Below are 23,034 nucleotides of genomic sequence, written 5' to 3' on the forward strand. Positions count from 1 at the left end.
AAGCGGTCTGGAATGGACTGAAATGAGCGAGCTTACACACGCCTCCGCACCGAAGCGTTTCATCGGCGGCCAGTTGCTGGGCAGCAGCCAGCTCGTGCTGTGTATCATTCTGGCTGTGCTGTGCATCGCCATCTCGATCGCGGCGCCGCAGTTCTATTCGGAGGCCAACATCATCGCCATCCTGCGCCAATGCGCGCTGGTGCTGATCGTCGCCTCGGGCATGACCATGCTCATCATCACCGCCGAGGTCGACCTGTCGGTCGGCGCGTCGCTTGCCTTCGTCGGCTGCATCGGCATGGCGGTGCTGAATTCCACCCACAGCCTGGCGCTCGGCATGCTGACCGCACTTGCCTTCGCCGGCGGGGTCGGCCTGTTCAACGGCCTGGTCGTCACCAGGCTCCGGGTGAACTCGCTGATCGCCACCATCGGCACGATGATGATGCTGCAGGGCGGCGTCTATCTGTTCACGCGCGAGGCGGTGCAGAACCACAATCAACTGGCGAGCTTCACCGACCTCGGCGCCGGCTATGTCGGGCCGGTGCCTGTGCCTGTCATCCTGGCGGCGCTGATCTTCGTGGTTGCCTATGTGACGCTGCGCTTCACTACGCTCGGCCGCTACCTCTATGCGGTGGGCGCCAATGAAAAGGCGGTGCGCCTGTCCGGCGTACGCTCCGAACGTCTCAAGCTGTTTGCCTTCGTCGTCACCGGCCTGTGCGTCGGCGTTGCCGGCATGATCCTGTCGTCGCTAATGAATGCCGGCCAGCCGACCGCCGGCCGCGGTTTCGAACTGACGGTCATCGCCGCCGTCATCCTCGGCGGCACCAGCCTGCTCGGCGGCCGTGGCTCGCTGTTCGGCACCTTGCTCGGCGTGCTGGTGCTGAAGGTGATCGACAATGGCATCATCATCCTCGGCTGGAACCAGGACCTGCAGATGGTGGTGCCGGGCGTCGTCATCATCCTGGCAACCTATCTCGACATTATCCGGAACAGAGCCAATGTCCGTTGATTTCCTGCACCCCGGCGAAGGCGCGGCCATCGAAAAAGATGTGCCGGCGCTGGAATTGCGCGGCATCGACAAACGCTTCCCGGGCGTCGTGGCGCTCGACAATGTCGACTTCACACTGGAGCCCGGCAAGATCCATGCCCTGATGGGTGAGAACGGCGCCGGCAAGTCGACGCTGATCAAGATCATGGCCGGTGTCTACGGCAAAGATGCCGGCACGATCCGCATGCGCGGACGCGAGGTCGACATCAAGTCGCCGCGCGACAGCTTGAAGGAGGGCATCAAGGTCGTCTTCCAGGAGATCGCGCTGATCTCCGAATTCACCGTTGCCGAGAACATCTTCCTTGAGGGCTATCCGACCGGCAAGACGGGCTCGATCGACTGGAAGAAAATCCGCGCCGATTCAGCCGCCTTGTTCAACCGCATCGGCTTCAACGTCGATCCGGCTGCACGCACCGGATCGCTGCCGGTCAGCCAGCAGCAGATGGTCGAGATCGCCCGCGCGCTCGCCCATGAAGCCCGCGTCGTGGTGATGGACGAGCCGACATCCTCGCTGACACCGAATGAGGTGTCGCTGCTGTTCACCGTCATCCGCCGTCTGGCCAGCCTCGGCATCGCGGTGGTCTATGTCAGTCATAAGCTCGACGAGGTGTTCGAGATCGCCGATACGGTGACGGTGCTGCGCGACGGGCGCCACATCTCGACCAAGCCGGTCGGCGAGCACACCAACGACACGCTGATCCAGGATATGATCGGCCGCCGCATCGACAATCTGTTTCCCCGCCAGCGCGGCGCGGCCGGCAGCAAAATTGCCTTGTCGGTGGAGAAGCTCAGCACGGCGAAGAAGCTCGACGACGTGTCCTTCGAGGCACGCGCCGGTGAAGTGCTCGGCTTCTTCGGCTTGATGGGCGCGGGCCGCACCGAACTCGCCAAGGCGATTGTCGGCTATGATCCGATCACCGCGGGCACGATCAGCGTGGATGGTCAGCGCCTCACGCCACATGACACGCGGACCGGTGTGCGTCTCGGCATCGGCCTGCTCACCGAGGATCGCAAGAGCGAAGGGTTGATGGGAGAATTGCCCGTCTACCAGAATGCCAGCCTCGCCTCGCTTGGTGCCTTCGCGCGCATGGGCTTCGTCGACACGGCGAAGGAGCACCGCGCGGTGCAGGACTATGTCGACCGCTTCCGCATCAAGACCCCCAGCCTGTTCCAGCAGGTGAAGAACCTGTCGGGCGGCAATCAGCAGAAGGTGCTGATCTCGCGCTGGCTGATGCGCGGCCTCAAGGTGATCGTCGTCGACGAGCCGACGCGCGGCATCGATGTCGGCGCCAAGTCGGAGATCTTCGCGTTGATCGACCGGCTCGCCGGCGAGGGCCTGGCGGTCGTCATGATGACGTCCGAGATGCCGGAACTGCTCGGTCTCGCCGACCGGATCGCGGTGATGTGCGAGGGCCGTCTGACCGCGATCATGTCGCGCGATGAAGCCACGCAGGAGAAGATCCTCAATGCGGCGATCGGATAAGACCATGAGCCTTGCAAACACCGCTTCCGTCAAAACCGAGCCATCCGTGCTGGCGCGGCTCTTTGCCCGGCAGGAACTGGCGTTGCTCGTCTGCCTCCTCCTGGTGCTGGTCTTCTTTTCCGTCACGGTCGAGAATTTCTTCTCCGTGCGCAACATGACCAACGTGCTTGGCCAGGCCTCGCTCGCGCTCACCGCCGGCATTGGCTGCGCCATCGTCTTCATTTCCGGCGAGGTCGATATCTCGATCGGATCGTTGCTGGCGACCATCGCCTTGCCGCTGATCATCATCATGAACGACACAAATTCGCTGCTGCTCGGCGTCAGTGCGGCGCTGCTGTTCGGCCTGATCATCGGGGTGGTGAACGGCTACCTCACCGCCTATGCCGGCATCAACTCGCTGATCGTGACCTTGGGCACGATGTTCATCATGCGCGGTGGCGTCTATCTCTACACCGGCCAGCGCGCGATCCCGGACAATGCCAGCCTCGACAGCTTCATCGCGCTCTCGGATGGCCGCCTGTTCAACATCATCCCCTATTCGGCCGTCATCGCCATCGTCCTGCTCGTCGCCTTCGGCTACATGATGCAGCACCGGCCGTTCGGGCGGCAGATCTATGCCGTCGGCGGCAACCAGGAAGTCGCGCGGCTGGCCGGTTACGACGTGCGGCGCGTGAAATTCATCTGCTTCATCATCAGTTCGCTGTTGGCGACGGTTGCCGGCATCATCCTGGCCGCGCGGGTTGGCTCCGCGCAGCACACGGCGGGTCTGAATTTCGAATTCCAGGTCGTGGCCGCGACGGTGCTGGGCGGCGTCAGCCTTGCCGGAGGCATCGGCAGCCTCACCGGCATGGCGCTCGGCGTGCTGATCCTGCAATTCCTGTCCAACGGCCTGCGTGGGCTCGGCCTGCCGACCGAGTGGCAACTGGTCATCACCGGCATGATCATCATCGCCGCGGTCGCCTTCGACGAGGCGAAACGCCGGCGTGCGAACGGAGGCTGACATGGCTCGTCTCGAAGGAAAAACGGCCGTCATCACGGGTGCCGCCGACGGCATCGGCCACGCGATCGCCGAAGCGATGGCGCGCGAAGGCGCGCATGTTTTCCTCGGCGACATCGCTGACAGCGCTGGCGAGGCCTTCGCGGCTGCACTGCGTGCGGCCGGCTACCATGCGGACTATGTGCATTGCGACGTGTCGCAGGAGGCCGATATTTCGGGCCTCATCGACAGTGCCGTCAAGGAGACCGGACGCCTCGATATCATGGTCAACAATGCGGCCATCGCCATTGGCGGCATGCCGGTGCACGAAATGACCGACGAACAATGGCACCGGCTGATATCGGTCAACCTGACCAGCGTCTTCCGCGGTTGCAAATACGCGCTGCCGCATATGATCGCGCAAAAATCCGGCTCGATCATCAACATGGCGTCTGCACAGGGGCATATCGGGCTGGATGGCTGGACCGCCTATGCCGGCGCCAAGGGCGCGGTGATGGCGATGACGCGTCAGATGGCGGTCGAGTTCGGCCCGGTGAACATCCGCGTCAATTCGATCTCGCCAGGCACCATCAACACGCCGATGAACGACAAGCTGATCAAGGAGATCGGCGGCAATCTCGCCAAGGCCTGGGTGAAAATGCATCCGCTCGGCCGTATCGGCGAACCGTCCGAGGTGGCCGAGGCGGCGGTCTATCTCGCCTCCGATGCCGCCGGCTTCACCACCGGAACCGATTTGCGCGTGGACGGCGGGCTGACCGCAGCTCCGCGCTACGTTCCCGAACTGCTTTGAAACTTTGAAACGAGACATGACATGAACAAGGCCCTCGAAGGCGTCCGCATCCTCGATTTCAGCCATCTGCTGCAAGGGCCGTTCGCCACACAACTGCTCGGCGACATGGGCGCCGATGTCATCAAGGTCGAGCGCGCCGGCGCCGGCGACATGTTCCGTGGCATGACCTTCTTCGCCAAATGGGTGGGCGGATCGGAGAGCCCGAACTTCCTCGCCTGGAACCGCAACAAGCGCTCTATCGCGCTCAATCTGAAGAGCCGCAAGGTGCATGCCATCATCATGGAGATGGCCAAGAGCGCCGATGTGGTGGTGCAGAATTTCCGCCCCGGCGTGCTGGCCAAGCTCGGCTATGGCTATGAGGACTTCAAGGCCGTCAATCCGCGCATCATCTACTGCTCGGGTTCGGGCTATGGCGAGGAAGGGCCCTATGTCGAGCGCCCCGGCCAGGACATGCTGATCCAGGGTCTCGCTGGCCTGATCGCCAACACCGGCCGTGGCGATCAGGCTCCGGTTCCCGCCGGCGCCGGCCTCGCCGACCAGATCGGCGCGATGAACATGGTCTACGGCATATTGTCGGCGCTCTATTATCGCGAGAAGACCGGCAAGGGCCAGAAGATCGAGGTCAACCTGCTCGCCGGCCTTTTGGCGCATCTCAACCAGGAATATGTCGCCGTGCTCAACCTCGGCGAGGATTTCGTACGGCCGAATTCCGGCATCGGCCATCCCGGCATGCAGGCGCCGTTCGGCATCTACGAGACGAAGGACGGCGGCTACGTGTCGATTGCCATGAGCCCGTTCAAGACGCTGTACGAGGTGTTGGAGGCGCCGCAGCTTGCCGTCTACGACGATCTCAAGACGTTGTTCGACAAGCGCGACGAGGTGTTCGAGAGGGTCAATGCCGAGACGAAGAAATTCGCCACGCATGACCTGCTGGCGCGGCTGCTAGCAGCCGACATCTGGTGCGCCGAGGTGAAGGATATAAGGCGCGCGGCAGAGGATCCTCAGGTCAGGCACATGGGCATGATCACCAGCTACGATCATCCGCGCGGCGGCAAGGTGCGGGTGGTGGCGCCCGCGGTCAAGATGAGCGAGACACCGGCGACCATCGAGCGGCCGGCGCCGCTGGTCGGCCAGCATGGCCGCGAGATCCTGGCCGAGTTCGGCCTGTCGAAGGACGAGATCGAAGCGCTGGAGGCATCCGGCGACATGACCGTGGACGCGGCCTGACGATGCGCGCCTACCAGACACTCACGGTCGAGACCCAAGGCCGCATCGCGGTCGTCACTTTCCGCCGGGCCGACCAGCTCAACGCCATGAACCGGCTGATGCAAGGTGAGATCACCGAGGCCTTCGAGGCGCTGTCGGTCGACGAAGGCGTCGGTGCGATCGTGGTGACCGGCGAGGGACGCGGCTTCATGGCCGGCGCCGACATCAAGGAATATGCAGCGCAGACCGGCCCGGAGTTCGACACGTTCCAGGCGGCCGGCATGCGCATGTATGCGGCGATCGAGAACAATGCGAAGCCAGTGATCTCGGCGGTCAACGGCTTTGCATTGGGTGGCGGCATGGAACTGGTGCTCTGCTGCGATATCGTCATCGCCAACCAGTTCGCCAAGCTCGGCCTGCCGGAGATCAAGCTCGGGCTGATCCCCGGCGGCGGCGGCACGCAACGCAGCGTCGCCAAGCTCGGTCGCAACCGCGCCAATTTTCTGCTGATGACCGGCGCCATCGTGCCGGCCTCCGAATTCGTCCATGCCGGCCTGGTCAACGAAATCGTCGACGTCGACAGGTTGATGCCGCGCGCGCTGGAACTGGCCGGAATGATCGCGGCCGAGCCTGCCGCCGCGATCGAAGGGCTGAAGACGCTGACGGCGCACGCCGTTTCGGGCGACCTGGCCGCCGGTCTCGCCATGGAGCGCGACATATTGGGCGGCCTCTACCGCGGCGAGATCGGCCAGCGGCGCGTCAGGGAATTCGCCGAGAGGAGCACTGCGAAGGTGAAGAAGGCCGGGCCGTGAAGAGCGGCGACGACTATCGCGCCCTGGGCTGGGCGCACGGCGCGCTGACAGTACAGCGGCTCGGCGCCATGCTGGCGCCTGTCACGTTCCTGCTCGCCGATGGCCGGCAGGTCTCGCCGATGCACATCGCACCCTGGTCGAACGAGCCTGCGGCAGAAGCGCTGCCGGGCATCCTGCGCAAGCTGCGCGGCGAATGGCCTTGCGTGCCTTTCGGCTATTCGGTGCCTGCCGAAGGGTGGCCCGAGGACTGGGCGCGCGTGATGGGTTCGCCAGCGCCCGATGAAGAAATCCATGGACATAGCTCCAACCATGATTGGGCTTGGCGCGACAGCGACAGCGGATCATTATCGCTAATGCTGGCCTATCCCCAGGGCAGCGAGATCGAACGCGTTGAACGGACAGTGAGGCCCGATCCGTCGGCGGCGGCCATCGACATCGAGTTCAAGATCGCTGTTCGCCGCGCCTGCCGCCTGCCGATCGGCCTGCATCCGGTGTTCCGGTTGCCGATAGAACCTGGTGCAGCCGCGCTGGAACTCGGCAGCTTCGATGAAGGCGGCACCTATCCACACGATGTCGAACCCGGCGCGGAACTGTTCGCCCGGGACAAATCCTTCACCGACTTGATCAGCGTGCCGACGCGCGCCGGCGGGATGGCCGACGCCTCGCGATTGCCTCTGGCCGCCGATACCGAGGAATTGTTGCAGATCGAGGGGGTCGGCGGCACCGTGGCGCTCGCCAACCACGCTGACGGGTATCGGGTGAGACTCACCTGGCAGAAGGAGCACTTCCCGAGCCTTCTGCTGTGGTACTCCAATCGCGGCCGCAAGGCCGCACCCTGGAACGGGCGTCATGTCGCCATCGGCATCGAGCCGATCTGCTCGCCCTTCGGGCTCGGCCCGGCGACGGCCCTGGCCGGTAATCCCATCGCCCAATCCGGCATTGCGACGGCGCTGGAATTCTCGCCCGAAAAGCCGTTCGTGACCCGCTACCGCATCGAGGCATCCGCGCTCTAATGAACAGGTCTGCAACGTCGCTGGTGAAACCGAACCGGCCGCGCTTCACCGATATCGAGGGGCTGGCCGCGATGGTCGGCCAGGGTGACTCGCTTGGCGTAGGCGGCCACCATTTCGCCCGGCTGCCGATCGCCTTGCTGCATGCTATCGCGCGTTCCGGCGTCAGGGACTTGCACTACGTCTGCTGGGCCGGCGGCTTGCCGCTCGAATTGTTGCTCGAGGCAAATGCTGTCGCGAAAATCGACCTCTGCTTTTCCAGCCTCGATATTTTTGGCCTGCCGCCGAAGTTCCGCGCGGCCGCCGAGGCCGGCGCAATTCCGGTTCGCGATTGGACGGCACTGGCCATGATCCAGGCATTGCGGGCTGCACAGCAGAACCTGCCGTCGATGCCGTTCCAACTGCCACTGGGATCGGACATGCTGGCGCGGATACCGGGCGCAAGCGCCGGACCTGATCCGTTGAACGGAACAGATACCGGATTTATCCCGCCGCTGCGGCTCGATACGTCCGTCGTCCATGCCCAGCGCGCCGACGAAAGCGGCAATGTGCAGATCATCGGGCCGCGTGCCTTGGACTTCGCCATGGCGGGCGCGGCGCGCAATGTGCTGGTGACGGTCGAGGAAATCGTCCCGGTCGGGGCGCTGCGGCAGGACGGCCGTCAGAGCATCCTCACGCGTAATCAGGTTTCGGCCATAGCGCTGGCGCCCGGCGGCGCTTATCCGGCATCCTGCCTGCCATTCTATGTCACGGACTATCAGGCATTGTCGGAGGCATTCGCGGCAAGGGACATAGCCCTGGCGGACAGCTTGCGCATGCCTTCCGGAGGCGTGGCGGAGTCGCTGCAGCAAGCTGCGAAAGTCAGCGCTGAGACTGTCCTCGCGATGCCAGGTCTCGTGCATGCCGACAAGGAAGCATCCATCGACGAGATCATCGCCGCCCGCATAGCCGCCGAGCTCGACAATGAGAGCTTCGCCAGTGCGGGCGCCGTGTCGCCGCTGGCCAACGTCGCCTACCGGCTGGCCAAGGCAACGCACGCGCCCGACATGATCATCGCGACGATGAGTTGCGGACATCTCGACGTCGCTCCGAGCCCGATGATCCTGTCGTTGATCGAAAGCCTGGATTGTGAAACGGCCGCAGCGCATGCCGGTGGTGATGACACCTACTCAGGTTACTACCAGCCAGGTGCGGTGACGCATGAGATCGTCGGCGCGGCGCAAGTCGACCGGCGCGGGCGTGTCAACACGATCGCGCTGCGCAAGCCAAGCGGCGGCCTGATCCGGCTGCCGGGGCAAGGCGGGATGGCCGATGTCGCCAACATGCATCGCGATTATTTGCTCTACGTCCCCCGCCATTCGGTCCAATCGCTGGTGGACGAGGTCGAGATTGCCAGTTCCGCGCGTGGACTGCTGACGCCGGCTGAGCGTGAGCCGATGGGCTATCGCACCGGCAAGGCGCTGGTCTTCACCGACCTCTGCGTCTTCGGCCTCGACCAGATATCCCGGGAATTGATCGTCATCGAGACGATGCCTGGAATCACGCAGCAGCAGGTCCGCGATGCCACCGGATTTGCAGTGACGTTCGATGCTGATTGCCGCGAGGTCGCACAACCCTCCGACGATACACTCGCCACCTTGCGCCACCGCATCGACCCGCTCGGCCTGCGCCGCCTGGAGTTCGTCAGCGCCAAGCAGCGCGGCGCGCTCATCGCGGAAATTCTCGCCGCCGACCGCGCCATGGTCGAGCGCTGTGTCGCCGCGCAGCAAAGGCTGTCCATCGCGAGGAGTTGATTCATGGCAAAGCCGTTGCTTGACATGTCAGCCGCGCGCGTCTTTTTCGACGGCATCTTCACCACCCCGCGTGTCGCGCATCCCGAGGGCGTGGCTGTCCACCGCGATGGCTCGATCTGGTGCGGCACCGAGACAGGTGACCTCTTGCGGCTGGCCGCGGATGGCGGCTCGGTCGAGCGCATGGGCGGCACGGACGGCTTTCTGCTCGGCATTGCCTTCGACAGCGCTGGCAACTGCTTTGCCTGCGATCTCAGGCATGCCGCGATCTTCCGCCGGGATGCCGCTTCAGGTCAGATGGAGCGCTTCGCGTCATCCGGCATCCGCGTGCCTAACTATCCGATCGTCGATGAGGCCAGGGGCTGGCTTTATGTCTCGGACAGCGTCGGCGAAGACAATCGTTCGGGCATCTTCCGCTACGATCTCAAAACCGGCGAGGGTGGCCCCTGGTGCCGGGAGGCGATGTCCTTCGCCAACGGCATGGCCATGGCGCCAGATGGCAACGGCCTCTATATCGTGGAAAGCGACGCACCCTGCATCAGCCATGTGCCGATCCTCGCCGACGGCTCGGCAGGGCCGCGAAAAGTCGTCATCGAAGGCGTGCGCAATGTTCCGGACGGCCTCGCCTTCGCGCCTGACGGCTCATTGTTCATCTCATGCTACGAGCCAAGTCGCATCTATCGCTGGCGCAAGGACAAAGGCCTCGAAGTGCTGATCGAGGACCCGGCGGCGACAACGCTGGCGCACCCGACCAATATCGCCTTCAAGGGCGACAAACTCTACACCGCGAACCTCGGCCGCTGGCACATCACCGAGATCGACCTGGCGGGGCTTCGAGACGTAAGAAGCTGAGCCACCATCCCGCTTTGCCAGGTCATGTAGCGCCGGCCGGAGCTCAGTTCTCGAAGCCTGCGTATCGCAAAGAGCAACGGCCTCGACGGTGGTCAACAATTTCATCGAGCTGGCATGCAGATTTTCGAGACCGGTCGTGTAGTGCTCGTCGACGCACTTCATGCTTGGCCAGCATCCGATGAACGCGGGCGACTTTCGCGCCACTGGGACCAGCCACCGCTAAGGCCATGCTCATGAAAAGGACAATCCTTTGACGACCTTCCCTTTCACCGAAGCCAGTCCGATCCAGTTTCAAGCGCCGCTGACGAAGACGTCGGATGTGGTCATTGTCGGTGGTGGCATCATCGGCGTGACCGCGGCCTTGTTCCTGGCCCGGCGCAACATAGCAGTGACTTTGCTGGAGAAGGGTCGCATCGCAGCGGAGCAGTCCTCGCGCAATTGGGGCTGGATCCGCCAGCAGGGCCGCGACGCGGACGAACTGCCCATCGTCATCGAAGCGCAGCGTCTCTGGCGCCAACTGGCCGAGGAATGTGGCGAGGACATAGGCTTGACGCAGACGGGCGTGACCTATCTTGCGCGCACCGACAAGGACATGGCTGATTTCGCCAAGTTCCTGAAGATCGCCGAGGTCCATGGCGTCGACACGCGTCTCCTCGACCGGGGTGAGACTGCCAGGCTGATCCCGGCCATGTCACGCCCCTTCAAGGGCGCCATGACCACGCCGTCGGACATGCGTGCCGAGCCCTGGGTCGCCGTGCCGGCGCTTGCCCGCCTGGCCGTTCGCCAGGGTGTCACCATCATCGAGAATTGTGCGGCACGCATGCTCGATATCTCGGCTGGACGCATCAGCGGCGTGTGGACCGAACGAGGCCGCATCGCCACATCGAACGTGCTTGTCGCAAGCGGCGCCTGGACGTCGCTGTTCCTGCGCGCGCATGGCGTCTCGATCCCGCAGCTCAGCGTCCGGACGACCGTCGCGGCGACCATGCCGATGCCGGAAATCCATGCGGGCGCCGCCGCGGACGAACGCATAGCCTTCCGGCGTAGAAAGGACGGCGGATACACGTTGGCGGCGGGAGGCAGCCACCTGCTCTATGTCGGGCCGGATGCATTGCGTCACGCACCGAAATATCTGCCCGCCCTGAAGGCAAATCCTTTCGGCACGCGCTACCTGCCGGCGGCGCCGCGTGCATATCCGGACAGCTGGTCTACCCCACGTAAATGGGAGGCGGACAAGGAAAGCCCGTTCGAACGAATGCGCGTTCTCAATCCGGCTCCGGAGGCCAAGGCGCTTCGCGCCATCGACGTGGGCTTTCGGAAACTCTTCCCGCAATTCGAGGCGGTACCGCTCAAGGCAAGCTGGGCCGGCATGATCGATGCGATGCCGGATGTCGTGCCGGTGGTCGATCGCGCCGACAAGGTTCCAGGTCTCATCATCGCGACAGGGATGAGCGGCCACGGCTTTGGCATAGGCCCTGGCATGGGCCGCGTGCTGTCCGACTTGATCCAGGGCAACGAGACCGGACACAATCTGCAAAGGTTTCGCCTATCACGTTTCAGCGACGGCAGCCGTATCCAGATGGGGCCATCGCTTTAGTGCTGAGAAGCCGGCTGAGCTCGCATCCCGACGTCGCGCGCCGGCATTACGCCGCCCTGCTTCAGCCAGAAACCGGAGCGGGTTGAGCCAGTTGAAGCAAGAACGAATGGGATTTTTCGCAGTTCTGGCTGATTTTGGAAAATCGTTCGTCGTATCCGCGCAAGGATCGGTTCAAAACAGAAAAACCCGTTCGGTGTTTTCCTCCCATTTAGCTGAACGGTGTTCCCCTCTGAAGGTTATGACCTTCTTTTGGCCGGGCCGTTTTCGCGCCCGGCCATTTTTCTTTCCGCCCTGCGCGTTGCCGGTGCGGCGCCGATCCGGCAGACTTCACCTTGCCGGCTATTGGCCGCAACCATCGGAAAGGGGAGAGGTCTCATGACATCCAACGTCGCCGTCATTGCCGGCGCGGGCTCCGGCCTGAGCGCCTCGCTCGCGCGTCTTCTCGTCAGGGAAGGGTTCCACGTTGTCCTGGCTGCCCGCAACATCGAGAAGCTCGGTGCATTGCAGGCGCAAACCGGCGCGCAGGCCGTGGCAACGGACGTCTCGGATCCAGCGTCGGTGGAGCGTCTGTTCAATGTCGCCGACCAGGCTGGCCCGCTTTCCCTGGTGGTTTTCAACGCCAGCGGGCGCGCCCGCGGCCCGTTTGCCGAACTCGATCCCGAGGCGGTCCGTCAGGCGCTGCTGGTCGGAGCCTATGGCGGGTTCCTGGTCGGCCAGCAGGCCGCCCGCCGGCTGCTGGCCCAAGGTTCGGGGTCGATCCTCTTCACCGGCGCGACGGCAAGCGTGAAGGGGTTCGCCGGCTCCGCCGGCTTTGCGATGCCCAAGTTCGGATTGCGCGGGCTGTCCCAGTCCATGGCCCGTGAACTGGCGCCCAAGAACATCCATGTCGCGCATTTCATCATCGACGGCGCCATTGCCTCGGCCGCGTCCGGACAGGAGTCCGAACCGCAGGATCGCCGGCTGTCGCCGGACGCGATCGCCGAGGCCTATCTCTCCATCCATCGCCAGCACCGCAGCGCCTGGACCTGGGAAATGGAACTCAGGCCGTGGGTCGAAAACTTCTGACCGTATCAGCGATCCATGCGACCTTTGCATAGCTCGTGTGCACAGGCCATGAGGAGAGTCGACATCGTATGAGGATGTCACTATATAGCGGCGGCTTCGATGGCTCGCGCCTTGAAGCGTAACGTCATAAGGCGGCTGCAGCGACAGCCATTGAGATACGAAACGGACTGGAAACCGTAAAAGGTAGAAGCAATTGCTCGGAGCGGGCAGATCCCGCCAACGGTACAGTCCTTCAGAATCAGAAAATGCTCTTAACCCCTCGATTTCCTTCGGCTCTGTGGACCCTGGTCGGCTTCGGCTTGCCGGCTGGCCGCGACTCGGCTGGAATGGGAACATGCATCCTTTGCGGGATGCCGACGTTTATGATTACCAACCGGCCTTGCCGCCAGGGAACAGCAGCATGAGTGAACACGCGATCGAGTTCTTGCGGGGATGGATCGGCGAAAAGGTCCATTGCCAGTCCCACGCCAGGATCGAGAAGCAGGCCGAGACGCTGGCCAGGGAATGTGCCGCCAATGCAGCCGAGGTCGGCATACCGCTGGAAGACATCCAGGAGGAAGTCGGCGATATCAAGGAACTCATTGCGTCACGGCTCGAGGAAGCGGCAGAAGCCGACGAAAGCCAGCAGGCTTCCAGCAAGGCCGCGGAATAGTTTAAGCGGGCAACCCCGTTCGAGACGCGCGGGCTTCGGCCCGCGTTTTCGTCTCAGCCATCCTTCTCAGCCAAATTTTTCTTTGAGCCACGCTTTCGGCAGGGCAGGCACGAAATTCCCGTCCCGACCGGTCATGTCGTGATTGGCGACAAGGGCGTTGAGGATCGATTCCTCCACTGTCTGGATCACGGCATCGAAGAACGGGTCAATGTCCACATCGGGAATGAAATCGGCGCTGGCGATGCGGCCAGACAGCCCCAGCGCAGCGGCAGGATTGGCTGTCGAGAAGGCGAGAAAAATGTCGCCCGAACTGTGGTAGCCGAAGCCGCCGGTCATGGCGACGCCGAGCGGCACCCGGCGGGCGAGCCGCTTCATCTGGTGCGGCAGCAAAGGCGCGTCGGTCGCGACGACGGCGATGATTGAGCCCTTTTCCGCGCGCGACGTGGCTTCGCGGATCGCCGGTTCGGTTAGTTCGGAACCGGCGCGCAGGCCACGAATGGTGAAATTGTGCCGCTTGCCGAAATTCGACTGCACGAAGGCGCCGACCATGTAGGTGCGCCCTTGCCATGCGACGATGCGCGAGGCCGTGCCGGAACCGGCCTTGAAGCCGAAGGTGATCATGCCTGTGCCGCCGCCGACGCTGCCTTCCTCGATCAGACCGCTGGCGGCGCCATCAAGGGCTTCGGCGACATGCTCCGATGTCAGATGGTGGCCGTTGATGTCATTGAGAAACCCGTCATAGGTCTCCGCCGCCACCGGCAGGCCCCAGGCGCTGTCGACGGCCGCCGGCAGCACTTGGTTCATCCAGCGTAGTGTGCCGTCACGCGAAACGCCGCAGGAATGCGTGTTGGTGACGGTAATCGGGAAGTTGAAGGCGCCGGTTTCCTCGATGATGTGCGAGCCGGTCAGCTCGCCATTGCCGTTCTGGCTGAAAATGCCGGCAAAGACCGGGGTCGCCAGCTCGGCGCGCAACCTGGGCAGGATCGCGGTGACACCGGTGCGGACCGGTCCCTTGCCGACGACGAGCGCGCCATCGCCCGATATCAGCGTCGCATAGCCGACCGCGACCCCAGACACGTCGGTGATCGCATTGAACGGCCCAGGCGTTCCGTCGAAGCCGATATTGAAGCTTCGCGCGCGCGGCTTGCCGGACGGCGTTGCCAGATGGTGCTGATTGTCGGCCATGCTCTTAGAACAAGGATCCCTGATTGCCGTGTTCTTTAGCCTTGGCAACTGGGGCCTTGGCCGCGGGCCTGGCAGCGGGCTTCGGCCGCGCCGCGCCACTGGTCGCCACCGCATCCGCCGTGCCATCGGCGAACTCCAGCGAAAGCGCCATCCCCGACGCCACGTCGGCGACCTGCTTGATGACGGCGCCCTCGGCATCCTTCACCAGCGCGAAGCCGCGCGCCAGGACGGCTTTGTGCGAAAGCGTCGCCATCAGCCGGTCGGCCTGGACGATGCGGCCGCGCAACCGCTCCAGCCTGAGCAGCATCGCCTGGCCGCCGCGTCTCGTCAAAGCCGTCAGCAAATCCCTCTGCACACGTTGCCGTCGGGCTGTCGGCTCGATCGTGATGCGGCCCTGCAGCAAAGCCAATTGCTGCCTGTGCCGCCGCAGCGATGCCTTGGCGCATTTTGGCAACTGATCCGCGGCACGATTGAGCTCCGCGCGCCGGCTTCTCGCCAGAGTGCGCAGGGCCCCTTGCGCCCGCAAAAGGTTACGGTCGTTGGTGCGCCGCGCCTCGGCAATCCGCTGCGACAGCATTGCCGGTGTCAATTTTACGGCAAAGAATCGTGCTCGCTTGCGCTCGGTGGAAACCATGAGGCCACGACCGAGCCTCGATGTCGCCTCGTCCAGGCGCCGGCGCGGCAGCGCCAGCAATTGATCGGGAGAGGGCAGCGCACGCGCCGCCGCCCGGGCTGCCTGCCGCTTGCGCTCGAAATTGCGCAGAACCGCGGCCTTGAGCCGTGCGCCGAGGCTGGCCAGCGTCGCTTCGAGGTCTGCCTTCACCGGCACGGCGATTTCGGCCGCGCCCGTCGGTGTCGGCGCCCGCACATCCGCGACAAGGTCGATCAGCGTCCAGTCGGTCTCGTGCCCGACGGCCGAAATCACCGGAATGCCCGAGGCGGCGACGGCGCGGGCGAGTGCCTCGTCGTTGAAGCCCCAGAGATCTTCCAGGCTGCCGCCGCCGCGCGCGACGATCAGCAGATCGGGACGCTGGATGGAACTGTCCCATGCCAGCGCGTTGAACCCGGTGACGGCATTGGTCACTTCCGCACTCGCCGTGTCGCCCTGCACCCGCACCGGCCAGACCAGCACATGCAGGGGAAAGCGATCCTTGATGCGGTGGATGATGTCGCGGATGACGGATCCGGTCGGCGAGGTGACAACCCCGATGACGCGCGGCATGAACGGCAGCCGGCGCTTGCGGCCGGCATCGAAAAGCCCTTCAGCCTGCAGCCGGCGCTTGCGCTCCTCCAGCAGCGCCATCAGCGCCCCGGCGCCTGCCGGCTCCAGATTGTCGATGACGATCTGGTAGTTGGACTTGCCGGGATAGGTGGTGAGCTTGCCGGTGGCGATCACCTCCATCCCTTCCTCGGGACGGAATTTCAGCCGGCTCATCGTGCCTTTCCACACCACGGCGTCGAGCCGGGCGCGGTCGTCCTTCAGCGCGAAATAAGCATGGCCGGAGGAATGCGGCCCGCGATAGCCCGAGATTTCGCCGCGCACCCGCACATTGCCGAAGACGTCCTCGACCGTACGCTTCAGCGCGCCTGATATTTCGCTCACCGTGTATTCGGTGGCGTTGGTGCGTGATTCGGATGCTGCTTCGCTCATCGGTCGATTGGGGGCTGGTTGGACGCCGGCGTCAAGGCGGCCGTGTCAGGCCCGATATTCATGATCCGGTTTTTACCAGCCCGGCAGGATCTGGTTCGGCTTGCTCCGCTTCATCTTGGCGAAGGCAAGTGCCGCGAAATCGAACGTTCCCGTCTCCTCGCCAAGCGGGATCGAGATGTTGTCCAGGCTTTCCGAGATATGGCGGGCAAGCGCATCGACGATCTCCGGCCGCGAGGTCTGGCCGCGCATGATGCCGATGCGGCAGTCGGGCAGGGCGCCAAACCCGTCGGCTTCGCCCAGCACCCGCATGCCGGGTCTGAGCGCGCATTCCGGCAGCACCGAGACCGCCAGGCCGGACAGCACGGCGGCGGCGATCACGGTCGCCGAGAAGCTGGTGAACAGGATGCGATAGTCGCGGTTCTGCTGGTCCAGCACGTCGACGGCGGCGCGCCGCCAGATGCAGTTCGGTCGACCGAAGGCCATCGGCAGCGTTTCCTGCTCGTGCGTCGCATGATTGGCGGAGGAGACCCACAGCAGCGGTTCGCGCCGCACGACTTCCGACTGGCCGCGCACATCATTGTGCGTCACCAGCGCCAGGTCGAGATTGCCGCGCTTGATGTGTTCGACAAGCCCCGGCGTCGGCTCGCAGATGACGGTCAGTTCGACGCGCGGGTTGGAGCGCGTGAACCGTGCCATGATCTCGGGCAGGAAACGGTCCGCATAGTCGTCCGGCGTGCCGATGCGGATCGTGCCTTCGAGCCGCTGGTCGTCGAAGGCGGCGAGCGTCTCGCGGTTGAGATAGAGCAGCCGCCTTGCGTAGGAGAGCAGCTTGTCGCCTTCCTCCGTCAGCCTGTTGCTGCGCCCCTCCTTCTCGAACAGCGGCTTGCCGATCCGCTCCTCCAGCCGGCGCATCTGCATCGACACCGCCGACTGGGTCCGGTGCACCTCTTCCGCTGCGCGCGTGAAGCTGCCGGTGTCGGCGATCGAGATGAAGGTCTGCAACTGATCCAGATCGAGCGGCGCTTTCATCGGTCCAATCCATCACTAGTGTTGATGCCAAAGATTAAAAACATTCGTTGGATTAATCAATCGGTCGATGGCAAATTGGCGTTGTCCACATGAAGGCATGTGAATCGAAGCCGGAACGGCCGCTGTCATCAGCGCCGATCGTCGGGTTTCGTCTGTTCGAGTCTGAAGGAGACCGACATGACCACGATCGATTTCGCCACCGAGACCTCGCGCATCACCTCGCGTCCGGCCGTTGCGATGCGCGTGGCCAACACGGTCTTCAATTTTTACCGCGCGTGGAAAAACCGCCGGGCGTTCTACCGTCTTGGTGAGATGTCGGACGCCGAGCTCGCCGATATCGGCCTGACGCGCGCCGACCTGCATGTCGCTATTGACGTGCCGTTTGGCCGCGACCCGACGGCGATCCTGCGTGAAATCGCCAGCGATCGCGTGGAAACGATCGAGGATATCGCCCGCAAGGTGGCCTGATTGGTTCAGTTTCGGTCCCGTTGAACCTTTTTGCGGTGCAGCGCGACCAAGGTTCATGCAGGCTCCCCACTCCCTGCCGGTTCCCCGCCGGCCCGCCTGCACGCTGCCCGGTCCTCCCAAGGACCGGGCTTTTCTTTTGGGGTTTGCTGAAGGCCGGGTGGCTACCGCCGGTCCATGTCCCGCTTGAACTGGTCGAAGATCGTTTCGACGCCCTTCTGGTAGTCGTCGCGCTGCTGGGCACCGGTCTCGAACATCTTGCCGAAAATGTCGTCGAACGGGTTCCTTGGCCGGCCGCTCGGATTGGCCTGCGGCTGCGGCGCTTGAGGTTCCTGCGCCGGCTGTCCGCCGGGCAGGCCGAAGCCCCCGCCTTGCCGCAGCATCTCCTCGAAGATTTTCCCCAGCGGGTTGTCGCCGTAGGGGCTCTGTGGCTGCTGGGGCTGAGGCCGACTTTGTGGCTGCTGCGGCGCGCTGCCGCCAAACATGTCCTGCAGCACCTTGCCGAGCGGATTGTCGCCATAGGGATTGGGTGCCGGCTGCGGCTGACTTTGCGGTTGCGGTGAGCCGCCGCCGAACATGTCCTGCAAGACCTTGCCGAGCGGACTATCCATGGGGCTCTGAGGCGGCGGCGCCTGGCGCTGTTGCGACGCCTGCATGCCGCCTTGCCGCATCATCTGCTCGATGATCTCTCCCAGTGGATTGTTGCCGCCACTACCAAGACCAGCCGCGGCCTGCATCTGATTTGTCGTCTGCTTGAACAGTCCGCCCATCACCATCGAGGCGATCGCGGGCAGCATCTGCTGCAGCACTTGCTGGCTGACGCCGCTCGCTTGCGCCGCCTGGCTGGCCACGGCGCGCGACAAATCCTTCGAACCGAACAGATGTCCCAGAATGCCGTTGCCTTCCTCGACGCCTTGCGGCGAGAAGGCGCGCGTCGCATCCTCGAAATACTTCGCGTGCTGGCCGCTTGCCATCGCCGTCATGAAGGCGCCGAGCCCATAGGGATCGGCAGTGTTGCGCTGCAACCCCTGCGAAAAGGCCGGCAGCAGTGCGGCGACCGCCGCCTGCGTCTGCTGCATCGAAAGCCCGTATTGCTGGGCAAGCGCCTGCATGCCATTGCCGTTCTGGGCCTGCGTCAGCATGTCGAACAAGGTAGGCATCGGCTTCTCCTCCGGCAAATCCTCGGAAGAGAGCCTAATTCGTTTCAACGCCCGATTGAAGCGGCTTTTGCCGCTCGTTAATGCGCGGGTTTAATAGGCATATTCCATGAATACGGGCTCGATCGAGCCGCCCCAGCGCGTGTGATAGGCCGACAGCATCTCCTCGGCGCTGGTAGTGCCACGCGCCACGACCTCGTCGAGCGTGTTGAGGAACGAGGTTTCATCGTAGCCGTCGCGGTTCTTCTTGCCGCGGTTCTTCAGCCCGGTGCGTGAAATGGCCATGACGTCGCGGGCGACCTCGCGCAGCGTGGTGTTGCGGAAGGGCGCGGAAATGCCGAGTTCAGGCACGGCGTTGCGCATGGCCAGCACTTCGCTGTAGGTCCAGCTCGACGTCAATGCCTCGGCCGCGTCGAGCGCCGCCTCGTCGTAAAGCAGCCCGACCCAGAAGGCCGGCAGCGCGCATATGCGCCGCCACGGCCCACCATCGGCGCCGCGCATTTCCAGGAAACGCTTCAGCCGCACGTCGGGGAACAGCGTCGACAGATGGTTCGCCCAGTCGCCCATCGTCGGCAGCCCGTCCGGCACCTCGTTGCGCGCGGTCCCGGCCATGAACTGGCGGAAGGTGACATGCGTCATGTCGTGATAGCGGCCGTCGCGAATGACGAAATACATCGGCACGTCGAGCGCCCATTCGACATAGTCGGCGAAACCGAAATCGGGCGAGAAGCAGAATTCGAGCAGGCCCGAGCGCTGGTTGTCGGTATCGCGCCAGATATCGCCGCGCCAGCTCTGCAGCCCGTTCGGCCGGCTGTCGGTAAAGGGCGAGTTGGCGAACAGCGCCGTCGACAGCGGCTGCAGTTTCAGCGACACCTGCATCTTGCGGCGCATGTCGGCCTCGCTCTCGAAGTCGAGGTTCACCTGGATCGTGCAGGTGCGGTACATCATGTCGAGGCCCTTGGTGCCGACCTTGGGCATGTAGCGCGTCATGATCTCATAGCGCGACTTCGGCATCTTCGGCGTCTCGGCCAGCGACCATTTCGGGCTGCCGCCGAGACCGAGGAAGCGGATGCCCATCGGCTCGGCGATCTCGCGGACCTGCGCCAGATGGGCATTGCCTTCGCGGCAGGTCTGGTGGATCGTTTCCAGCGGCGCGCCGGAGAGCTCGAACTGACCGCCGGGTTCCAGCGAAATCGCGCCCTGGCCGGTCGGCTCGACCAAGCCGATGATGCGGCCGTCATCGATGATCGGATCCCAGCCCAGCTTGTTCTGCATGCCTTCAAGGATGGCGCGGATGCCGCGCTCGCCGCCGTAAGGCACCGGTGCGTTGCCATCGACATAGAACGGGAATTTCTCGTGCTCGGTGCCGATGCGCCATTTTTCGCGCGGCTTGTTGCCTTCGGCCAGGTGCTCGACAAGCTCGTCTACGCCTTCGATGGGCCGGAAATCGGTTGTGTCGCGCGCCATTTTCAAGCCCTCAAAGGCGGTTGGACCACCGCCGGCGCTAAATGGACGAAATGTCAGTAGCCGATCAAGCGAAAAATCCTGAGCCACAGGTCAAGAGGAATTGAAGGCCACGGCCCGCAAACCCCTCTTGCAAGGGACAACGTCCTACCAGTCGCCAATTGTTGCCTGCATCGCGGCAAGCGCCGCCACCGCCGCCGTGTCGGCGCGCAGGATACGCGGCCCGAGCGGAATGGCGGTCACGAAGGGGAGCGCCCGCAGCATCTTGCGCTCCTCGTCGGAAAAGCCGCCCTCGGGCCCGACCAGCAGGGCGAGCTTCTTCTCCTTTACCGCTTGCAAGGCAGGCAGCGGATTGTTGGTCGAGGCGTCCTCGTCGCAGAAGATCAGCCGCCTTTCCTTGTCCCAGCCGGTCAGCAGGCGCTCGAATTTTTCCGCCTCGCGCACCTCCGGCACAGCAAGGATGCCGCATTGTTCGGCGGCCTCGACGACATTGGCGCGCAGGCGATCGATGGAGGGCTTTGCCACCTGCGTGTGCTGGGTGATGACCGGCTGCAGGATGCCGGCGCCCATTTCCACTGCCTTCTGCACGAGATAATCGAGCCGGCCCTGCTTCAGCGGCGCGAAGCAATAGATGAGATCGGGCAGGGGCGGCTGCGGTCTTTGCGGTGCCAATACCTTCAGCCTCACCGACCGCTTTGATTTCGCTGATATCGCCGCCGACCACTCGCCATCGCGGCCATTGAAGACAAGGATCTCGGCGCCTTCGGCGAGCCGAAGCACATGCAGGAGATAATGGCTCTGCTGTTGGCCGGGTTCGAACTCGATGTCTGGTCCGAGGTCGTCGGGCACGAACAGGCGTTGCATCTTGTAGTTGGCGCGCATGACCGAGGAATGGGCGAGGCGGCCGCCGGCGTCAAGCCTTGGCGGAAGGATGCCACACGGGTTGAAAGCCATGGCGCAGGACGGCAAGCGTCGTTTCCGGGGTCAGCAGCACAAGCGTCTCGTCCTTGAGCCGATCAAGGCTGGTTGGCGGGCCGTATCCAGGAAAAGCCCATGGCAACGCGTTGCCTTTGCGCAAGGCATAGGCGTCGCCGCCGGCTGCGATCATCGCGCCGTCAGGCAGGCTGGCAAGCGCATCCGTTGCGACGGCCGGCCGCTTGCCGCCCGACGCCAGCCGCTCCTTGTGCAGCCGCTTGTCCACCTGCGGGGCGCGTGGCTCGGCAATACCGAAGGCTTGGCCGAAGCGGGCGACAAAATCCCTAGCGCGGTCACGCTGGCAAAAGAAACAGGGGCGATGCCCGGCCGCCAGCGCCGTTACCTCGTCGAGGAAAAACAATTCGGTCCAGCCGGCCTTGCCACCGGGCCGATTGCGGCCCATCGGCTCGCGCCGCACATTGCGGAATTGGCACACGCAGGTGATCCAGGCTTGAAGCGCCCAGTGCTTTTTCAGGAGAGTCTTTGTAGCGGGGTCGTGGATGATGCCGCGGTTGCCAGTGAACAGGCCGCGCTCCGGCACGGCATGGATGGCGCCGAACGGATCGACCCGGTTCTGCAGTGGCATAGTTTTCTCCTGGGATACGCATCTTGGCTGCAATACTGACGGCATGATATCGCTCGTTTCACCGTTTTCATGTCAGCAGGGTTTGCGATGCGGGTGCTGGTGGTCCAGAACTACGACAATACCGGCCTTGGCCAGGTTGGCGCGGCCCTCGCGGAAGCGGGCGCCGATCTCGACCTGCGCCTCCCCTATAAGGGCGATCCGCTGCCTGAGGACGCAACCGGCCATGATGCCATGGTGGTGCTCGGAGGCGGCCAGAACGCGTTGGCCGACGAAGAATATCCCTATTTCCCGGCGTTGCTCGAACTGACCCGCGATTTCGCCGGCAAGGACCGTGCCGTGCTCGGTATCTGTCTCGGCAGCCAACTCGTCGCCCGCGCCTTTGGCGGCGAGAACCGCATTGGCGGCGCCAACGAATTCGGCTGGCGCGGCGTGTCGCTGACGCCGGATGCCAAGGCCGATCCGGTGCTGGCTGATCTGCCGGAAAAGTTCCCGATCTTCCAGTGGCACGACGATACGTTCGTATTGCCCGAAAACGCCGTGCGGCTTGCCGGCAACGATGTCGCCGAAAACCAGGCGTTTCGCGTGGGCCGCGCCGTCTACGGCTTTCAGTTCCATTTCGAGGCCGACCGGCCGATGGTGAAAGACTGGAGCTCTTCCTTCGCGCCGACCATTGCCGCGCGCCATCCCGATTGGGCCGGTAAGCTCGATGGCGAAATGGCCCGCAACGGCGCTGACGCCGATGCTGCCGGTCTCGCCATCGCCCGTGCCTGGGTGGCGACGATCTAACCTCCGCTCACGCTTCGCGTGACATAATTGGCACTCGGTCGGGAATCCGTCTGGGGAAAACCTTTTCATGCTTGGCTTGTGTCCGGCCGCTATCCTAGAAGGCGCGCGCCCTACGTCGGCTGTGCAACCGGGATGAACCTTTTGTGTGGCCCGTGCGACACACCATCGATACGGAACACGCCTAGAAGCGCGAAATCGTCGAAACTTTGAGACGTATTTTCCGTTTCAACACATTGGTAACCGCCTCGTGCACAGATGCAGGAAGCTCAACAAGAGATGACCTCCGTGAAAGCAGCGCTTCTGTCCTTTGCCATGCTGTCCGCCATCGTGCTTTGCGGTCTTGGCATTTACGCCGCCGATGCCGCCAACAATCACAATGCAGTCGACGGCTACGGCGTCACCGCCTCCCTGCGCTGAGCCAACGCATCCCTCGCGTC

General features: G+C 63.9%; 22 protein-coding genes. 15 read left to right on the forward strand and 7 right to left on the reverse strand.

Going from position 1 to position 23,034, the window contains the following annotated elements; translation table 11 throughout:
* The first annotated feature begins 22 nt into the window (after window positions 1-22).
* From C7I87_RS27350 to C7I87_RS27405, 12 genes are all read left to right on the forward strand, one after another.
* The gene (locus C7I87_RS27350; RefSeq protein WP_149907147.1) at window positions 23-1,006 is read left to right on the forward strand and encodes an ABC transporter permease; all 984 of its coding nucleotides are present in this window, start codon (window positions 23-25) and stop codon (window positions 1,004-1,006) included.
* On the forward strand, window positions 996-2,528 hold the full coding sequence (locus tag C7I87_RS27355) for a sugar ABC transporter ATP-binding protein (RefSeq protein ID WP_149907148.1): 1,533 nt from the start codon (window positions 996-998) through the stop codon (window positions 2,526-2,528). Before C7I87_RS27350 ends, C7I87_RS27355 begins: the two co-directional genes overlap by 11 nt.
* Window positions 2,529-2,532: 4 nt before the next feature.
* On the forward strand, window positions 2,533-3,528 hold the full coding sequence (locus C7I87_RS27360) for an ABC transporter permease (protein WP_149907149.1): 996 nt from the start codon (window positions 2,533-2,535) through the stop codon (window positions 3,526-3,528).
* Between the two features lies 1 nt (window position 3,529).
* Window positions 3,530-4,315, forward strand: coding sequence for an SDR family NAD(P)-dependent oxidoreductase (locus C7I87_RS27365; protein ID WP_149907150.1), 786 nt, complete (start codon window positions 3,530-3,532; stop codon window positions 4,313-4,315).
* Between the two features lie 21 nt (window positions 4,316-4,336).
* Window positions 4,337-5,542: a CaiB/BaiF CoA transferase family protein gene (locus C7I87_RS27370; RefSeq protein ID WP_149907151.1), complete on the forward strand. Its 1,206-nt coding sequence runs from the start codon at window positions 4,337-4,339 to the stop codon at window positions 5,540-5,542.
* Between the two features lie 2 nt (window positions 5,543-5,544).
* Complete coding sequence (locus tag C7I87_RS27375) at window positions 5,545-6,333, forward strand: enoyl-CoA hydratase/isomerase family protein (protein ID WP_149907152.1); 789 nt, start codon at window positions 5,545-5,547, stop codon at window positions 6,331-6,333.
* Complete coding sequence (locus C7I87_RS27380) at window positions 6,330-7,346, forward strand: hypothetical protein (protein ID WP_149907153.1); 1,017 nt, start codon at window positions 6,330-6,332, stop codon at window positions 7,344-7,346. The genes C7I87_RS27375 and C7I87_RS27380 overlap by 4 nt, the downstream gene beginning before the upstream one ends.
* On the forward strand, window positions 7,346-9,136 hold the full coding sequence (locus tag C7I87_RS27385; protein ID WP_149907154.1) for a CoA-transferase: 1,791 nt from the start codon (window positions 7,346-7,348) through the stop codon (window positions 9,134-9,136). Before C7I87_RS27380 ends, C7I87_RS27385 begins: the two co-directional genes overlap by 1 nt.
* Before the next feature lie 3 nt (window positions 9,137-9,139).
* Entirely contained in the window at window positions 9,140-9,985 is an 846-nt protein-coding gene (locus C7I87_RS27390) for an SMP-30/gluconolactonase/LRE family protein (protein WP_149907155.1), read from the forward strand.
* Window positions 9,986-10,235: 250 nt separating this feature from the next.
* Window positions 10,236-11,582: an NAD(P)/FAD-dependent oxidoreductase gene (locus C7I87_RS27395; protein ID WP_149907156.1), complete on the forward strand. Its 1,347-nt coding sequence runs from the start codon at window positions 10,236-10,238 to the stop codon at window positions 11,580-11,582.
* 375 nt (window positions 11,583-11,957) lie between these two features.
* Window positions 11,958-12,647, forward strand: a complete 690-nt coding sequence (locus C7I87_RS27400; protein ID WP_149907157.1) for an SDR family NAD(P)-dependent oxidoreductase — start codon at window positions 11,958-11,960, stop codon at window positions 12,645-12,647.
* 400 nt (window positions 12,648-13,047) lie between these two features.
* Window positions 13,048-13,299: a DUF768 domain-containing protein gene (locus C7I87_RS27405; protein WP_149907158.1), complete on the forward strand. Its 252-nt coding sequence runs from the start codon at window positions 13,048-13,050 to the stop codon at window positions 13,297-13,299.
* Window positions 13,300-13,365: 66 nt separating this feature from the next.
* On the opposite strand, the gene C7I87_RS27410 is transcribed toward C7I87_RS27405, so the two are convergent.
* The 3 genes from C7I87_RS27410 to C7I87_RS27420 all read right to left on the reverse strand — a co-directional run bounded on the left by C7I87_RS27410 (window position 13,366) and on the right by C7I87_RS27420 (window position 17,164).
* On the reverse strand, window positions 13,366-14,484 hold the full coding sequence (locus tag C7I87_RS27410; RefSeq protein ID WP_149907159.1) for a DmpA family aminopeptidase: 1,119 nt from the start codon (window positions 14,482-14,484) through the stop codon (window positions 13,366-13,368).
* A 4-nt stretch (window positions 14,485-14,488) separates the two neighbouring features.
* Window positions 14,489-16,135, reverse strand: coding sequence for an exodeoxyribonuclease VII large subunit (gene xseA, locus C7I87_RS27415; RefSeq protein WP_149907160.1), 1,647 nt, complete (start codon window positions 16,133-16,135; stop codon window positions 14,489-14,491).
* Between the two features lie 72 nt (window positions 16,136-16,207).
* Complete coding sequence (locus C7I87_RS27420; protein ID WP_149907161.1) at window positions 16,208-17,164, reverse strand: LysR substrate-binding domain-containing protein; 957 nt, start codon at window positions 17,162-17,164, stop codon at window positions 16,208-16,210.
* Between the two features lie 177 nt (window positions 17,165-17,341).
* Between C7I87_RS27420 and C7I87_RS27425 the strand changes: the two genes are divergently transcribed.
* On the forward strand, window positions 17,342-17,632 hold the full coding sequence (locus C7I87_RS27425) for a DUF1127 domain-containing protein (RefSeq protein WP_019860034.1): 291 nt from the start codon (window positions 17,342-17,344) through the stop codon (window positions 17,630-17,632).
* 161 nt (window positions 17,633-17,793) lie between these two features.
* Here the strand turns inward: C7I87_RS27425 and C7I87_RS27430 are convergent, their stop codons facing one another.
* The 4 genes from C7I87_RS27430 to C7I87_RS27445 all read right to left on the reverse strand — a co-directional run bounded on the left by C7I87_RS27430 (window position 17,794) and on the right by C7I87_RS27445 (window position 21,811).
* Complete coding sequence (locus C7I87_RS27430; protein ID WP_149907162.1) at window positions 17,794-18,789, reverse strand: DUF937 domain-containing protein; 996 nt, start codon at window positions 18,787-18,789, stop codon at window positions 17,794-17,796.
* A 90-nt stretch (window positions 18,790-18,879) separates the two neighbouring features.
* Window positions 18,880-20,253 (reverse strand): glutamate--cysteine ligase, encoded by a 1,374-nt coding sequence (locus C7I87_RS27435; RefSeq protein WP_149907163.1) that lies wholly within the window; start codon window positions 20,251-20,253, stop codon window positions 18,880-18,882.
* 144 nt (window positions 20,254-20,397) lie between these two features.
* Window positions 20,398-21,132: a 16S rRNA (uracil(1498)-N(3))-methyltransferase gene (locus C7I87_RS27440; RefSeq protein ID WP_149907243.1), complete on the reverse strand. Its 735-nt coding sequence runs from the start codon at window positions 21,130-21,132 to the stop codon at window positions 20,398-20,400.
* Between the two features lie 31 nt (window positions 21,133-21,163).
* Window positions 21,164-21,811 (reverse strand): hypothetical protein, encoded by a 648-nt coding sequence (locus C7I87_RS27445; protein WP_149907164.1) that lies wholly within the window; start codon window positions 21,809-21,811, stop codon window positions 21,164-21,166.
* An 87-nt stretch (window positions 21,812-21,898) separates the two neighbouring features.
* Here C7I87_RS27445 and C7I87_RS27450 point away from each other — a divergent pair, with 87 nt between their 5' ends.
* Window positions 21,899-22,597 (forward strand): type 1 glutamine amidotransferase, encoded by a 699-nt coding sequence (locus tag C7I87_RS27450; RefSeq protein ID WP_149907165.1) that lies wholly within the window; start codon window positions 21,899-21,901, stop codon window positions 22,595-22,597.
* Window positions 22,598-22,873: 276 nt separating this feature from the next.
* Window positions 22,874-23,014 carry a hypothetical protein gene (locus tag C7I87_RS27455; protein WP_023782442.1) on the forward strand — a complete coding sequence of 47 codons (141 nt, stop codon included), beginning with the start codon at window positions 22,874-22,876 and terminating at the stop codon, window positions 23,012-23,014.
* Window positions 23,015-23,034 lie beyond the last annotated feature (20 nt).

The organism is Mesorhizobium sp. SARCC-RB16n, assembly GCF_008520305.1.
GTDB lineage: Bacteria > Pseudomonadota > Alphaproteobacteria > Rhizobiales > Rhizobiaceae > Mesorhizobium.